At 70.0% G+C, this 15,394-nt stretch carries 10 protein-coding genes; 8 read left to right on the forward strand and 2 right to left on the reverse strand.

The features are described 5' to 3' along the window. Window positions 1–84 precede the first annotated feature (84 nt). The 5 genes from ACWDA7_RS24180 (at window position 85) to serA (ending at window position 8,810) form a co-directional block, all read left to right on the forward strand. Window positions 85–3,150: a putative bifunctional diguanylate cyclase/phosphodiesterase gene (locus tag ACWDA7_RS24180; RefSeq protein WP_450606293.1), complete on the forward strand. Its 3,066-nt coding sequence runs from the start codon at window positions 85–87 to the stop codon at window positions 3,148–3,150. A gap of 226 nt (window positions 3,151–3,376) precedes the next feature. Continuing rightward, window positions 3,377–5,257: an acetolactate synthase large subunit gene (locus tag ACWDA7_RS24185; protein WP_450606294.1), complete on the forward strand. Its 1,881-nt coding sequence runs from the start codon at window positions 3,377–3,379 to the stop codon at window positions 5,255–5,257. An 18-nt stretch (window positions 5,258–5,275) separates the two neighbouring features. Further along, entirely contained in the window at window positions 5,276–5,800 is a 525-nt protein-coding gene (ilvN, locus tag ACWDA7_RS24190; protein ID WP_059128941.1) for an acetolactate synthase small subunit, read from the forward strand. Between the two features lie 142 nt (window positions 5,801–5,942). Next, a complete protein-coding gene (gene ilvC, locus ACWDA7_RS24195) occupies window positions 5,943–6,941 on the forward strand; it encodes a ketol-acid reductoisomerase (protein ID WP_450606295.1) in 999 nt (332 codons plus the stop codon). Between the two features lie 267 nt (window positions 6,942–7,208). Then, on the forward strand, window positions 7,209–8,810 hold the full coding sequence (gene serA / locus ACWDA7_RS24200) for a phosphoglycerate dehydrogenase (protein WP_450606296.1): 1,602 nt from the start codon (window positions 7,209–7,211) through the stop codon (window positions 8,808–8,810). Between the two features lie 69 nt (window positions 8,811–8,879). Here the strand turns inward: serA and ACWDA7_RS24205 are convergent, their stop codons facing one another. After that, entirely contained in the window at window positions 8,880–10,418 is a 1,539-nt protein-coding gene (locus ACWDA7_RS24205; RefSeq protein ID WP_450606297.1) for an MFS transporter, read from the reverse strand. Window positions 10,419–10,513: 95 nt separating this feature from the next. On the opposite strand from ACWDA7_RS24205, the gene ACWDA7_RS24210 reads away from it, so the two are divergent. Then, on the forward strand, window positions 10,514–11,122 hold the full coding sequence (locus ACWDA7_RS24210) for a TetR/AcrR family transcriptional regulator (protein ID WP_359394955.1): 609 nt from the start codon (window positions 10,514–10,516) through the stop codon (window positions 11,120–11,122). Here the strand turns inward: ACWDA7_RS24210 and ACWDA7_RS24215 are convergent. After that, window positions 11,119–12,327 (reverse strand): PucR family transcriptional regulator, encoded by a 1,209-nt coding sequence (locus ACWDA7_RS24215; RefSeq protein WP_450606298.1) that lies wholly within the window; start codon window positions 12,325–12,327, stop codon window positions 11,119–11,121. The two genes, ACWDA7_RS24210 and ACWDA7_RS24215, sit on opposite strands and share 4 nt — an antisense overlap. Window positions 12,328–12,488: 161 nt before the next feature. Here ACWDA7_RS24215 and ACWDA7_RS24220 point away from each other — a divergent pair, with 161 nt between their 5' ends. Together ACWDA7_RS24220 and pruA are read left to right on the forward strand one after the other, a co-directional pair. Then, window positions 12,489–13,415: a proline dehydrogenase family protein gene (locus tag ACWDA7_RS24220; RefSeq protein WP_450606299.1), complete on the forward strand. Its 927-nt coding sequence runs from the start codon at window positions 12,489–12,491 to the stop codon at window positions 13,413–13,415. Window positions 13,416–13,453: 38 nt separating this feature from the next. Continuing rightward, window positions 13,454–15,085: an L-glutamate gamma-semialdehyde dehydrogenase gene (gene pruA, locus ACWDA7_RS24225; protein WP_450606300.1), complete on the forward strand. Its 1,632-nt coding sequence runs from the start codon at window positions 13,454–13,456 to the stop codon at window positions 15,083–15,085. Window positions 15,086–15,394 lie beyond the last annotated feature (309 nt).

Raw genomic sequence — 15,394 nt, forward strand, 5'->3', positions numbered from 1 at the left:
CAGGCACGGCGGCCGCAAAAGGCACTCCCATCCAACGCACCGGGCACAGCGGGATCCGGCGGCGCCCCGGACCTGGAGGACCCGGTGAGCTCCCCCGGAGCACTGCTGGCCCGCCGTCCGGTGTCCGAAGGCCGGACGCGCGTGGTTCCGCAACTCGTCCTGGCCCTGGTCTGCGCGGGATACGCCGTCGGTGCCATGGTCGGCTGGGGCTCCCGGAGCGTCGCACTGTTCATGGGCGACTTCGGGCTGAGCGCCGCGGCCGGCGGCGCGTCGGTCTCCTGCCTCCTCTACGCCCGCCGCAGCCGCAGCAGATTCCGCCCCGCTTGGCTGCTGTTCGCCCTCTCCTCCCTCATGGCGGCGCTCGGCAACGGGGTATGGGGCTGGTACGAAGTCGTCCTCGGCCGTCCCGTCCCCTCGCCGAGCTGCGCCGACCTGTTCTTCCTCTGCTTCGCTCCGCCCGCCATCGTAGGACTGCTCGTGCTCGCCAAAAGGCCCGTCACCAAGGCGGGTTGGGTATGCCTCGCGCTCGACGCGTGGCTCATCGGCGGCTCGCTGCTCACACTGGCCTGGAGCCTCGCGCTCGCCCAGGCGGCGAAGTTCGACGGGCCGAGCGTCGCGCACACGGCGCTGTCGCTCGCCTACCCGCTGCTGGACATCGCCCTGATCAGCATGGTGGTCGCCCTCCACCTCCGGCGGTCGGCGGTCAACCGCTCCGCGGTCAACACCGCCATCGGCGCACTCGCGCTGACCGTGATGTGCGACGCGCTGTTCACCTCACCGCTGCTGCACAACAGCTACCACTCCGGCCAGCTGCTGGACGCGGGCTGGTTCTCCGGCTCGCTGCTGCTCGCGTACGCGCCCTGGGTCGGTGCCCGGCCCGGACAGCCCGAGGAAGACGGCCACGCGCGCGACGCGCACGAGCACGTACCGCAGCAGCGGCAGCCGGAACAGGCGAGAACGCCCCGCCGGGCGGAGTACACGTACGGGGTAACCGAGGAGCACCGCCCCGGACTCCCGCAGGACCCCGGGTCCGGCGGGCACCCGGCCGGGCCTCCGCAGGACCCCGGGCCCGGCGGGCACCCGGCCGGGCCTCCGCAGGACCCCGACCGCTACCCGGCCACGCGCCCGATCTCCGGATCACTGGCCGCGCTCATGCCGTACCTGGCCGCCGCCGTCTGCACGCTGGGGATCCTCTACAACATCCTCAACGGCCACCGGGTCGACCGCGTGGTGCTCGTCACCGCGGGCGCCGTCGTCCTCGCGCTCGTCGTCCGCCAGGGCATCATGCTGCTGGACAACATCACCCTCGCCCAGGAACTCGCGCAGAAGGAGAACCACTTCCGCTCCCTGGTGCAGGGCTCCAGCGACGTCATCATGATCGCCGCGCCCAGCGGCATCCTCAGGTATGTCTCCCCGGCCGCGGCCGGCGTCTACGGCCGGTCCGCCGACGACCTAGTCGGCACCGAGCTCGCCGCCCTCATCCACCCCGAGGACCTGGGCTGCGTGGTGCACGAAGTGCGCCGCTTCCTCGCCGCCAGCCACATCGAGGAGCCCACCACCCGCATCGAGTGCCGCTTCAGGTCCGGCACCGGCGGCTGGCTCAACGTCGAGTCCACCGTCAACCGCCACGAGGGCGGACTGATCTTCAACAGCCGGGACGTGACCGAGCGAGTCCGCCTCCAGGCGCAGCTGCAGCACAACGCCGAGCACGACCCGCTCACCGACCTGCCCAACCGCGCCCTGTTCACCAAGCGCGTCCAGCAGGCACTGTCCGGCCGCCGCGCATCCGACCGCGGCCCCGCCCTCCGCAATACGGCGGTTCTCTTCATCGACCTCGACGGTTTCAAGGCCGTCAACGACACGATCGGGCACCAGGCCGGGGACGAGCTGCTCGTCCAGGCCGCCCGCAGGCTCCAGGACGCGGTACGGCAGGGCGACACCGCCGCCCGGCTGGGTGGCGACGAGTTCGCAGCCCTGATCGTCGGCGACGGCAGCCGGGACCGCGCCGCGCGCGAACGCCACATCGTCGAGCTCGCCGACCGGCTCCGGGTCACCCTCTCGCAGCCGTACGACATCGACGGCAACGATGTCCGGGTGGCCGCGTCCATCGGTGTGGCCTTCGCTGAACCAGGCCTCGGCGCGGGCGAGCTGCTGCGCAACGCCGACCTCGCCATGTATCGGGCCAAGGCCGCGGGCAAGGGCCGTGTGCAGCTCTACGCGCCCCAGATGCAGCAGGACGTCGTACGCAAGGCCGAGCTGGCCACCCGGCTGCGGGCCGCGCTGCACGGCGGCGAGTTCACTCTGCTGCACCAGCCGGTGGTGTCGCTCGAGCATGGCCGAATCGCGACGGTCAGTGCCCAGGCGCGCTGGCGCTCCTCCCAGGGCGTGCTCTTCACCCCGATGGAGTTCCTGCGGGTCCCCGAGGACAGCGACAAGACCGCCGAGCTGGGCCGCTGGGTGCTGGAGGAGGCCGTCGAGCAGGCCGCCGAGCGCACCGCGGCGGGCCTGGCGGTGCCCGTAGCCGTCCGGGTGAACGCCCGCCGGCTCCTCGACCGCTCGCTGCCACTCGGCTCCGTCGAGGCCCTGCTCACCCGGCACGGACTGGCCTCGGGCGCCCTGGTGATCGAGCTGTCCGACCCCGACCCCCGGGTCTGCCTGGACGAGCTGGAACGCAGACTCGGCGCGCTGCGAAGAATCGGCGTCCGTATCGCCCTGGACGGCTTCGGCAACGGCTACGCGGCCATCACGGCGCTGCGCAGGCTCCCCGTGGACGTACTGAAACTCGACCGCAGCCTGGTAGAGGGGGTCGTCGAGTCCGCGCGGCTGCACAAGATCACCAGCGGGCTGCTGCGCATCGCCACCGACCTGGGCCTGCAGTCGATCGCCGACGGCGTGGACCTGCCCGAGCAAGTCGTCGCGCTGCGCGCGATGGGCTGCACACACGGTCAGGGCATGGCATTCTCCGGACCGCTGGACGAGTACCGGCTGCGCCGGGCGCTGACTTCCGGCCACTACCCGGTTCCGCACGGCCCCGCGGAGCCGGCCTTCGCCGGAGGGGCACCCGAGGTGTACACCAGTGGTGTGCCTGCCGTTTTCGGAGGCGGGACGGGCCTACGCTCACATAATGAGACTCCTGTCCCACCCGCTTGACAGTGACGGTGTGCCGGGGGGAGGGTCAGTGCCATGCGCTCCCGAATTCTCGTACTTGGACAGCGCGTCGGCTGAGCTGGGACCCACCGGAAATGAACCGGAACACCCAGCGACCACACCCGGCGCGCTCCCCTCGCTTGCCCAACGGCACGAGGGGTTTTTTGTTGCACACGCACCAGTCGAACAACGCCCAAACCTCGCAAAAACCCTCAGCATCGAGAAGAGAATGCCGATGACCGAGCAGGCCACCGGGGCCCATCACCCGCAGCCCCGGCCCCGATCCGGAGGCCATCCGTCTGCCCCCGAGCACGTCACGGGTGCGCAGTCCCTCATCCGCTCGCTCGAGGAGGTCGGCGCCGAGACGGTATTCGGCATTCCCGGCGGTGCGATCCTTCCGGCGTACGACCCGCTGATGGACTCCAAGCGGGTGCGGCACGTGCTGGTGCGGCACGAGCAGGGCGCGGGCCACGCGGCCACCGGTTACGCGCAGGCCACCGGCAGGGTCGGCGTCTGCATGGCGACCTCGGGACCCGGCGCCACCAACCTGGTCACCCCGATCGCGGACGCCCACATGGACTCGGTGCCGCTGGTCGCGATCACCGGGCAGGTCGCCTCCAAGGCGATCGGCACGGACGCGTTCCAGGAGGCCGACATCGTCGGCATCACGATGCCGATCACCAAGCACAACTTCCTGGTGACCAAGGCCGAGGAGATCCCCCGGACCATCGCGGAGGCCTTCCACATCGCCTCCACCGGCCGCCCGGGACCGGTCCTGGTCGACATCGCCAAGGACGCCCTGCAGGCGCAGACGACCTTCAGCTGGCCGCCCGTCATGGACCTGCCCGGCTACCGCCCGGTCACCAAGCCGCACGCCAAGCAGATCCGCGAGGCCGCCAAGCTGATCACCTCCGCCAAGCGGCCCGTCCTCTACGTCGGCGGCGGCGTCCTCAAAGCCGGGGCCACCGCCGAGCTGAAGGTCCTCGCCGAGCTCACCGGAGCGCCCGTCACCACCACCCTGATGGCGCTCGGCGCATTCCCCGACAGCCACCCGCTGCACGTGGGGATGCCGGGCATGCACGGTGCGGTCACCGCCGTCACCGCGCTGCAGAAGGCCGACCTGATCGTCGCCCTCGGAGCCCGTTTCGACGACCGCGTCACCGGCAAGCTGGACAGCTTCGCCCCGCACGCCAAGATCGTCCACGCCGATATCGACCCCGCTGAGATCGGCAAGAACCGTGCCGCGGACGTGCCGATCGTTGGTGACGCCCGCGAGGTCATCGCGGACCTGATCCAGGCCGTGCAGCGGGAGCACAGTGAAGGCCACAAGGGCGACTTCACCGCCTGGTGGACCGACCTGGACCGCTGGCGCCGCACGTATCCGCTCGGCTACGACCTGCCCGAGGACGGCTCGCTGTCCCCGCAGCAGGTCATCGAGCGCATCGGACAGCTCGCGCCCGAGGGGACGATCTTCGCGGCGGGCGTCGGCCAGCACCAGATGTGGGCCGCGCACTTCATCCAGTACGAGAAGCCCGCCACCTGGCTGAACTCCGGCGGCGCCGGAACGATGGGCTACGCGGTGCCGGCCGCGATGGGGGCGAAGGCCGGCGCCCCGGACCGCGCGGTCTGGGCGATCGACGGCGACGGCTGCTTCCAGATGACCAACCAGGAGCTGACCACCTGCGCCCTGAACAACATCCCGATCAAGGTCGCCATCATCAACAACGGCGCCCTCGGGATGGTCCGCCAGTGGCAGACCCTCTTCTACAACCAGCGGTACTCCAACACGGTGCTGCACTCGGGCCCGGCCGGGCTGAACGGCAGCTCCGCCGAGGGCCCCGCCAAGCAGCCGAGCGCGGGCACCCGCGTCCCCGACTTCGTGAAGCTGTCGGAGGCCATGGGATGCTACGCGATCCGCTGCGAGTCCCCGGCGGACCTCGACAAGGTCATCGAAGAGGCGAACTCCGTCAACGACCGTCCGGTCGTCGTCGACTTCATCGTCCACGAGGACGCGATGGTCTGGCCGATGGTCGCGGCCGGCACCTCCAACGACGAGATCATGGCCGCGCGGGACGTCCGTCCCGACTTCGGCGACAACGCGGACGACTGAGAGAGCTGAGTGAGAACCATGTCCAAGCACACCCTCTCGGTCCTGGTCGAGAACACGCCCGGCATCCTCGCCCGGATCGCCGCCCTGTTCTCCCGTCGCGGCTTCAACATCGACTCGCTCGCGGTCGGCGTGACCGAGCACCCCGACATCTCCCGGATCACCATCGTGGTGAACGTCGAGGACCTGCCGCTCGAGCAGGTCACCAAGCAGCTCAACAAGCTCGTCAACGTCCTGAAGATCGTTGAACTGGAGCCGGCGCAGGCCGTCCAGCGTGAACTCGTTCTGGTGAAGGTGCGCGCCGACAACGAGACGCGCTCCCAGATCGTCGAGATCGTCCAGCTGTTCCGCGCCAAGACTGTGGACGTCTCCCCGGAGGCCGTCACCATCGAGGCCACCGGCAGCAGCGACAAGCTGTCCGCCATGCTCAAGATGCTGGAGCCGTACGGCATCAAGGAGCTGGTCCAGTCCGGCACGATCGCGATCGGCCGCGGCGCGCGCTCGATCACGGACCGTTCCCTGCGCGCCCTCGACCGGTCGGCCTAGCGGTCGCGGAGGATTCCCGTACGACCGGATACGGGCGGGCCGGCGACCCGCCGCCCGCCCGTATTCCGAGACCCCGAAACGTCACTTCCCCCCACCGGCATACGGTGGACGCAACACCTGCACACCAAGGAGAGAACCCAAAGTGGCCGAGCTGTTCTACGACGCTGACGCCGACCTGTCCATCATCCAGGGCCGCAAGGTCGCGGTCATCGGCTACGGCAGCCAGGGCCACGCCCACGCGCTGTCGCTGCGTGACTCGGGCGTCGACGTGCGCGTCGGTCTGCACGAGGGCTCCAAGTCCAAGGAGAAGGCCGAGGAGCAGGGCCTGCGCGTGGTGACCCCGTCGGAGGCCGTCGCGGAGGCCGACGTCATCATGATCCTGGTGCCGGACCCGATCCAGGCCCAGGTCTACGAGGAGTCCATCGCCCCGAACCTGAAGGACGGCGACGCGCTGTTCTTCGGCCACGGCTTCAACATCCGCTTCGGCTTCATCAAGCCCCCGGCCGGTGTGGACGTGTGCATGGTCGCCCCGAAGGGCCCGGGCCACCTGGTGCGCCGCCAGTACGAGGAGGGCCGTGGCGTGCCCTGCATCGTCGCCGTCGAGCAGGACGCCTCGGGCAACGCCTTCGCGCTTGCCCTGTCCTACGCCAAGGGCATCGGCGGCACCCGTGCCGGCGTCATCAAGACGACCTTCACCGAGGAGACCGAGACCGACCTGTTCGGTGAGCAGGCCGTCCTGTGTGGTGGCACCACGGCGCTGGTCAAGGCGGGCTTCGAGACGCTGACCGAGGCGGGCTACCAGCCGGAGATCGCGTACTTCGAGTGCCTGCACGAGCTGAAGCTGATCGTCGACCTCATGTACGAGGGCGGCCTGGAGAAGATGCGCTGGTCGATCTCCGAGACCGCCGAGTGGGGCGACTACGTCACCGGTCCGCGCATCATCACCGACGCGACCAAGGCCGAGATGAAGAAGGTCCTCGCGGAGATCCAGGACGGCTCGTTCGCCCAGAACTGGATGGACGAGTACCACGGCGGTCTGAAGAAGTACAACGAGTACAAGCGGCAGGACTCCGAGCACCTGCTGGAGACCACCGGCAAGCAGCTGCGCAAGCTGATGAGCTGGGTCGACGAGGAGGCCTGAGCCTCATGCCCGAGGGGCCGGAGCCGTTCGCTCCGGCCCCTTCGGCGAACCAGGGGTAATCTCTGGAACCAGACGTTGTCCAGCCCGTCCAGCCACGGACGAGTGATCCTTCCGCAGCGGCGCAATATGTCACACGCAGCGCCACTAGACTGCTGCACAACAATCGCGTTCAGGCCCACAGCGTCGTGCGTCTTCCACGCGGCTAGCACCCCTCCACCGCCTGCGGCCGTCGGGACGGCCGTCCGCATTGGACTTGTGAGGACTCACGTGAGCTCGTACCCCAGTCGAAAAGCCACGGTACTCATCGCTGAAGAGCTGTCGCCCGCGACCGTCGATGCCCTCGGCCCTGACTTCGAGATCCGTCACTGCAACGGGGCGGACCGCGCCGAGTTGCTGCCGGCGATCGCCGACGTCGACGCCATCCTGATCCGCTCCGCGACGAAGGTCGACGCCGAGGCCATCGCCGCCGCCGGCAAGCTGAAGGTCGTCGCACGAGCCGGCGTCGGCCTCGACAACGTGGACGTCTCCGCCGCCACCAAGGCCGGCGTGATGGTCGTCAACGCCCCCACCTCGAACATCGTGACCGCCGCGGAACTCGCCTGCGGTCTGATCCTCTCCAGCGCCCGCAACATCCCGCAGGCCAACGCCGCGCTGAAGAACGCCGAGTGGAAGCGCAGCAAGTACACGGGCGTCGAGTTGGCCGAGAAGACGCTGGGCGTGGTCGGCCTCGGCCGGATCGGCGCGCTCGTCGCGCAACGCATGTCGGCGTTCGGCATGAAGGTCGTCGCCTACGACCCCTACGTCCAGCCGGCCCGGGCCGCGCAGATGGGCGTCAAGGTGCTGTCCCTGGACGAGCTGCTCGAGGTCTCCGACTTCATCACCGTCCACCTGCCGAAGACCCCCGAGACCCTCGGTCTGATCGGCGACGAGGCGCTGCACAAGGTCAAGCCGTCGGTCCGTATCGTCAACGCCGCCCGCGGCGGGATCGTGGACGAGGAGGCGCTGTACTCGGCGCTGAAGGAGGGCCGGGTCGCCGGCGCGGGCCTCGACGTGTACGCGAAGGAGCCGTGCACGGACTCGCCGCTGTTCGAGCTCGACCAGGTCGTCTGCACCCCGCACCTTGGGGCGTCCACCGACGAGGCGCAGGAGAAGGCCGGTATCGCGGTCGCCAAGTCGGTGCGCCTCGCGCTCGCCGGCGAGCTGGTGCCCGACGCGGTGAACGTGCAGGGCGGTGTCATCGCCGAGGACGTCAAGCCGGGTCTGCCGCTCGCCGAGAAGCTCGGCCGTATCTTCACCGCGCTCGCGGGCGAGGTGGCCGTCCGGCTCGACATCGAGGTCTACGGCGAGATCACCCAGCACGATGTGAAGGTGCTCGAACTGTCCGCGATCAAGGGTGTGTTCGAGGACGTGGTGGCCGAGACGGTCTCGTACGTCAACGCGCCGCTGTTCGCCCAGGAGCGCGGTGTCGAGGTGCGCCTGACCACCAGCTCGGAGGCCACCGACCACCGCAATGTGGTGACTGTGCGCGGCACGCTCGCCGACGGCGAGGAGGTCGCGGTGTCCGGCACGCTGACCGGCCCGAAGAACCACCAGAAGATCGTGGCGGTGGGCGACTACGACGTGGACCTGGCGCTCGCGGACCACATGGTCGTGCTCCGCTACTCCGACCGCCCCGGCGTAGTCGGGACCCTGGGCCGCATCCTCGGCGAGGCGGGTATCAACATCGCCGGCATGCAGGTGGCTCGTGACATCGCCGGCGGCGAGGCACTGGCGGTTCTCACGGTCGACACCACGGTTCCGCAGAGCGTGCTGACGGAGGTCGCGGAAGAGATCGGCGCCACGTCGGCGCGCTCGGTGAACCTCGTCTGACGCCCACGCGATCAGTGACGGGGCCCGGGCCACCTGAGGTGGCCCGGGCCCCGTCGTGTCGTCCGTCGTCTACTCCTGGGCGTCCCGCACCCGGATGCCCCGCAGGGTCGCCGTGGCCAGTGCGGCCGCGGCCAGCAGCAGGACGGCTCCGGTGATCGCCGCCGACTGCATACCGCTGGTGAACGCCTCACGCGCCGTGCCCAGCAGTTCGGCTCCCGCCCGGCCCGGCATCGAGTGGGCCGCCGCGAGCGCTCCGCCCAGCGTCTCGTGGGCGGGTGAGGGGGCCGAAGCCGGGATGCGGTGGCGGTAGACCGCGGTACCGATGGAGCCGAGGACCGCCATGCCCAGTGCACCGCCGAACTCGGCGCCCGTCTCCATCAGGGAGGACGCCGTGCCCGCCCGCTCCGCCGGCGCGGCGCCCATGGCCAGGTCCATCATCTGCGAGATCACGGTGACGATTCCGGCGGCCAGCACGCCCGCCCCGGCCAGCACCAGCCACATCGAGTCGGTGCCGGCGAGTGCCAGCATCCCGTAGCCGCAGGCTGCGGCGGCGAATCCGGCCGTGACGACATGGGCCTGGTCCACGCCCTTCTGCACCAGCTGGGTGGTCACGGGGGCCGCGAAGCCGATCAGCACGGAGGGGAGCAATGCCCACAGCGCGGCCTCCAGGGCGCTCTTGCCCAGGACCGACTGCAGGTACTGAGTGGTGAAGTACGCCGAGCCCAGCATGGCGAAGGACGAGATCAGGTTGAGGGCGAGGGCGGGAGCGAAGCCGCGCGAGCGGAAGAGGGCCGGAGGGACGAGCGGGGACGCCGCCGTGCGCTGGCGGTGCACGAACAGCGCCGCGAACAGCAGGCCCACCGTCAGCGACAGCACGTACTGGACGTGCCATCCGTTGGCCGGGATCTCTTTGAGGCCGTAGATCAAGGGCAGCACCGCGGCCATCGAAAGCGGCACACCGAGCAGGTCGAAGCGGCCGGGCCGGGGGTCCTTCGACTCGGGGAGCAGGACGGGGCCGAGGACCAGGAGCAGGGCCATCGCGGGCAGGTTGACCAGGAAGACGGAACCCCACCAGAAGTACTGGACGAGCACTCCGCTCATCACCGAGCCGAGCGCGATACCGGCCGTCATCACGCCGGACCACAGGCCGATCGCCTTGGCACGCTGACCGGGGTCGGTGAACATTGTGCGGATCAGCGCCATCGTCGACGGCATCAGGGTGGCGCCGCCGATGCCGAGGACCGCGCGGGCCGCGATCAGGGTCTCGGCGCTGTTCGCGTACGCCGCCACCAGTGAGGCGGTGCCGAAGGCCGCCGCGCCGAGCAGCAGCAGCCGACGCCGTCCGATGCGGTCGCCCAGGGACCCCATCGTCATCAGCAGTCCGGCGAGGACGAAGGCGTAGATGTCGAAGATCCACAGCTGCTGCGTGCTGCTCGGCTCCAGGTCCGCGGTGATCGCCGGGATCGCGAAGTAGAGGACGGAGACGTCCATCGAGACCAGTAGCAGCGGAAGCATCAGGACGCCGAGCGCGGTCCATTCGCGGCGGCCGGCCCGGGCCGGGGTGCTCGGGGCGGCGAGGTTGTTGCTCGTGCTCGTCGAGTTCGTCATGCCGAGGACTGTACGGACGTCTTAAACGCTTGTCTAGTACGAGCGTATAAATCGCTCGTCTAGGACGGTTGTCTGAATCGGAGTAGGGTGACCGCATGGGACACCGTGAGGATCTGCTCGAGGGCGCCAAGCGCTGCCTGCTGGAGAAGGGCTTCATGCGCACCACGGCGCGCGACATCGTCAAGGAGTCGGGGACCAACCTGGCGTCCATCGGCTACCACTACGGCTCCAAGGACGCGCTGCTGGTGAAGGCGTACGTCTCGCTGGTCGAGGGGATGGGCGACCGTTTCGACCCCGGCTGGGGCGCAGGCGGCGAGACGAGGACGCCGCCGGGTTCGCTGGAGCGCTTCCAGGAGGTGTGGAGCAACATCATCCGGTCGCTGCCCGAGTCGCGGGCCGTCCTGCTGCTGAGCCTGGAGCTCATCCTCCAGGGCGACCGGCTGCCGGAGGTGCGCAAACTGCTGGCCGAGGCGCAGGAGGAAGGCCGCTCAGGACTGCTGCCCCTGTTCCACGACCTGCCCGAGGCGGAGTTCGGCAAGGAGACCGTCGACACCGAGGGCCGGTTCTACCAGACCCTCCTCCAGGGGCTCATGGTGCAGTGGATCTTCGACCCGGACACGGCGACCAGTGGCGATCAGCTCGCCGAGGGCCTGCGCCGGGTGGTCGAGTCGGCCACCGGGGACCGCACGCCCGAAGGCGCCTAGAGTCGCGCCCCTTTCAGCGCCATGTGCAGCAGCAGGCGGTCCTCGCCGTCGTCCAGATCCAGGCCGGTGAGCTGCTCGACGCGGGACAGCCGGTAGTACAGCGTCTGGCGGTGGATCCCCAGTTCGGCGGCGGTGCGTCCCGCCTGGCCCGCACAGTCCAGGAACACCTCGGCCGTGCGGGCGAGTTCGCGGTGGGCGGGGGCGAGCAGCACGCGTACCGCAGGGTCGTGGGCGGTCTCGGGCGGGAGCGAGGTCAGCAGGCGGTAGGGGCCGATGGCCGGCCACTGTGCGACCGGGCCGAGCCGGGACTCCGCCAGTGCCGCACGGGCCGCCCCCGACGCCTCCTGCCAGGTGGTGCCCAACTCGCCGAGGCCGTGCCGGACTGCGGCGACCCCCGCAGCCGCCCGCCCGGCGCCCGCGCCCTGCGCGTCCCGCAGCAGCCGGGCCGCGGCCGTCAGCGCCGGCGTGAGCACATCGGCCGAGCGCAACCGCACCAGCAGGGCCAGGCTCTGGCCCGAGTTGCCCCACGGCACCGTGCACAGCGCGGTCGCGGCCGGGATCGTACGGGCCGACGGGGCATCGTCCGGGTCGGCAGAGGGCCAGGGGGCGACACAGACCAGCGTGTGCAGGCCCTCCGCCCGCGCTCCCAGCGCCGCACGCAGTTCGGCCACCGCCGCCTCCTGCTGCCAGCCGCGCTCCGCGGTGAGCACCGCCCGCAGTTCCCGCGTCAGATCCGCGCCCGCCTGCGCCTCGTCGGCGAGCAGACCCCCGATACGGGCGGCGACCTCCATCGCCGCCGACAGCTGCGCCTCCGATGGGCCCGGTTCGTCGGCGAGCAGCCACACATAGCCGAGGACGACACCCCGATGGCGTACCGGCAGACAGATCCTTCCGCGGTAGACGCCCGCCTCCGGGCTCGGCGGAATGCGGACCGGTCCGGTGGCGCGGGCGATGCCGAAGCCCTCGAACCACCGGCGCACGGCAGCCGTGGAGCGGCGCGTGAGGATCGAGCGGGTGCGGACCGGGTCGAGGGACGCCTCGTCGAACTCGCCGTCGCTGTCGTACGCGGCGAAGGCGATCAGCTCGAAGTCACGGTTCTCCAGGGTCGCGGGGGCACCGAGCAGCGCCGAGATCTCGTCGACGAGCTCCTGGTAGTCGCCACGGCCGGCCTTGAAGACATCCGCCACACGGGCATTCTCCCGCATTTTCCAAGCCGCCTCATACAAACGTCTGAGATCCAGGGCACGGATGCGTGACAGCTGTCGATGGCCGACGATCGGAGGAATCCTTAGGTTTCACGGTGGTTCTCTGTGCCGTACCCGAGTCGTCGGGATTCGGCCTCCTGTTGCCCCTGTGGAGGTGCCCCGTGCTGGGTCCCGTGATTCTCGCCGCGTCGCGCAGCGACCGGATGCGCCGTCTGATCTCGGCGGCCCCGGTGACCAAGCAGGTCGTCGACCGCTTCATCCCCGGCGAGACCGTGGACCAGATCGTCCCCGTCATCGAGGAGCTCACCGGCAGGGGCCTGGAGCTCACCATGGACGTCGTCGGCGAGGACATCACGTCCCCGGCGCAGGCCACGGCCGCGCGGGACGCCTACCTGCTGCTGATCGACCGGCTGAGGGACCTGGAGCTCGGTACGAAGGCCGAGATGTCCGTCAAGCTCTCCATGTTCGGCCAGGCGCTGCCCGGCGGTCACGAGCTGGCCCTGGCCAACGTGCGCCCCGTGGTGGAGGCCGCCGCGGCGATCGGCACCACCGTCACCCTGGACGCCGAGGATCACACCACCCTCGACTCGATGTTCGCCATCCACGAGGAGCTGCGGAAGGACTTCCCGCAGACCGGCTGTGTGATCCAGGCCTACCTCTTCCGCACCGAGGAGGACGCCCGCCGCCTCGCCGCGAGCGGCAGCCGGGTGCGTATCGTGAAGGGGGCGTACAAGGAGCCCGCGTCGGTCGCGTACCAGCAGAAGCACGAGATCGACAAGGCGTACGTCCGCATCCTGAAGACGCTGATGGACGGCGAGGGGTACCCGATGATCGGCTCCCACGACCCGCGGATCATCTCCATCGCGCAGGAACTCGCCCGGCGCGCCGGGCGCAAGCTGGACGAGTACGAGTTCCAGATGCTGTACGGCATCCGCAGCGAGGAGCACCTGCGCCTGGCCGCCGAGGGCCACCGTATGCGCGTCTACACCGCGTACGGCACCGACTGGTACGGCTACTTCATGCGCCGTCTCGCCGAGAAGCCCGCGAACCTGCGCTTCTTCGTCCGCTCGATGGTCAGCAAGGGCTGAGCCCGAACACCCGCTCACGTCAAGGAGTTACGGAACCCATGGACGCTGTGACCCAGGTCCCCACCCCCGTCAACGAGCCGGTGCACGGCTACGCCCCCGGCTCTCCCGAGCGCGCCCGGCTGGAGGCCAAGCTCAAGGAGCTGGCCGAGAACCCGGTCGACCTGCCGATGACGATCGGCGGCGAGAAGCGGATGGGCGGCGGCGAGCCGTTCCAGGTCGTGCAGCCGCACAACCACAAGGCGGTCCTCGGCACGCTCCGCAACGCCACCCAGCAGGACGCCAAGGACGCCATCGACGCGGCTCTGGCCGCCGCGCCCGCCTGGCGCGCGATGTCCTTCGACGACCGCGCGGCGGTCATCCTGCGCGCCGCCGAGCTGCTCGCCGGCCCCTGGCGCGAGACCATCGCCGCCTCCACCATGCTCGGCCAGTCCAAGACCGCCCAGCAGGCCGAGATCGACAGCCCGTGCGAGCTGGTCGACTTCTGGCGCTTCAATGTCCACTACGCCCGCCAGATCCTGGCCGAGCAGCCCCCGGCCAACTCCCCGGGCGTGTGGAACCGTCTCGACCACCGCCCGCTGGAGGGCTTCGTCTACGCGATCACGCCGTTCAACTTCTCGGCGATCGCGGGCAACCTGCCCACCGCGCCCGCGCTGATGGGCAACGTCGTGGTCTGGAAGCCGTCCCCGACCCAGACCCACGCCGCCGTGCTGCTGATGCAGCTGCTGGAGGAGGCGGGCCTGCCCAAGGGCGTCATCAACCTCGTCACCGGCGACGGCATCGCGGTCTCCGAGGTCGCGCTCGAGCACCGGGACCTGGCGGGCATCCACTTCACCGGCTCGACCAAGACCTTCCAGTACCTGTGGAAGACGATCGGCAACAACATCGAGAAGTACCGTTCGTACCCGCGTCTGGTCGGCGAGACCGGCGGCAAGGACTTCCTCGTCGCGCACCCGAGCGCCGACCGCGCGGTCCTGAAGACGGCGCTGACCCGCGGTTCCTTCGAGTACCAGGGCCAGAAGTGCTCGGCGACCTCCCGCGCGTACGTTCCGGCGTCCATCTGGAACTCCGGCTTCAAGGAGGAGTTCGCGGCCGAGGTCGACCACCTGACCATGGGTGACGTCACCGACCTGTCGAACTTCATCGGCGCCGTGATCGACGAGCGTGCGTTCGCCAAGAACAAGGCCGCCATCGACCGGGCGAAGGAGGACCCGACCTGCACGATCGTCGCGGGCGGCAGCTACGACGACTCGGTCGGCTACTTCGTGCGCCCGACCGTCATCGAGTGCACCGACCCGGAGAACGAGGTCTTCCGCACCGAGTACTTCGGCCCGGTCCTCGCCGTGCACGTCTACGAGGACGAGAAGTACGACGAGATGCTCGCCCAGATGGAGTCGGTCTCCGACTACGCGCTGACGGGTTCGGTCGTCGCCAACGACCGCGCCGCGGCTGCGTACACGATGGAGAAGCTGCGCTACGCGGCCGGCAACTTCTACATCAACGACAAGTCGACCGGCGCCGTGGTCGGTCAGCAGCCCTTCGGCGGCGGCCGCGCCTCCGGCACCAACGACAAGGCCGGTGCTCCGCAGAACCTGCTGCGCTGGACCCTGACCCGCGCCATCAAGGAGGCGCTGGTTCCGCCGACCGACTACACCTACCCGCACATGGGCTGATTGCCCCTGACCACCGCCCCCGCCCCGGTTGCGAAGAACTCGGGACGGGGGCGGTTCTCATTGCGCGAAAGGTCATCCTGGTCCAGTGGCCACCCGATCCCGCACGGTCCACACCGCGGACCTCACTCCAGGTCGCCCTTGCGGCCTCGGCCCCCGCGGCGTGGTGCGGCTGCGCGGCGAGGAGGGCTGCACCTTCGTGCGCCCCGCGGTCGCGGGCCCCTCGACCCGAAGCACAAGCCGGTCTTCGACTGGCGGGACGGCGACGTGCTCTGACGTCCGTCGTCGGACGCGGCTGGGCCAGGCAGGGGA

It is taken from the genome of Streptomyces sp. NPDC001156 (assembly GCF_053598275.1).